Genomic DNA, 367 nt, shown 5'->3' with positions numbered 1-367 from the left:
CTCCCACAGTCAATTAAAATCGTAATGTATTTCCCATGCTCCGGTTCATATTCATTAGTCATGACCTCTTGAAGCTTAGCAGTTTGACGCCAGTTAATTTTCCTTGGGTCATCACCTACAACATAATTACGTATTTTTGCAAACTCTCCACTACCACTCAATTGCTTTCGTATTTTGTCACCCTCATACAATAAAAATTGTTGGGCATTTTCTAAATAATCTTTTACAGAACTTAAGTTTGGGATTACTTTGACTGTATCATTTAATTGAAATGCCTTCTGTTTTTCCCACAGCCCTAAATTACTTGTATACCGTAAATAAAGTCTATCTATTTGATATTTCCCACGAACAGAAGCCTCTGTTTCAT

General features: G+C 35.1%; 1 protein-coding gene. It reads right to left on the bottom strand.

The window, feature by feature from the left end; translation table 11 throughout:
* Positions 1-367: DUF58 domain-containing protein (locus AOA61_RS05620; protein WP_143521177.1), on the bottom strand; the 367-nt coding region annotated here is incomplete at both ends.

The sequence above is a fragment of the Pseudomonas sp. 2995-1 genome (assembly GCF_002742505.1).
Classification (GTDB): Bacteria; Pseudomonadota; Gammaproteobacteria; order Pseudomonadales; family Pseudomonadaceae; genus Aquipseudomonas; species Aquipseudomonas sivasensis.
The sequence above is the reverse complement of the archived record's forward strand: the minus strand, read 5'-3'. Positions and strand labels throughout refer to the sequence as shown.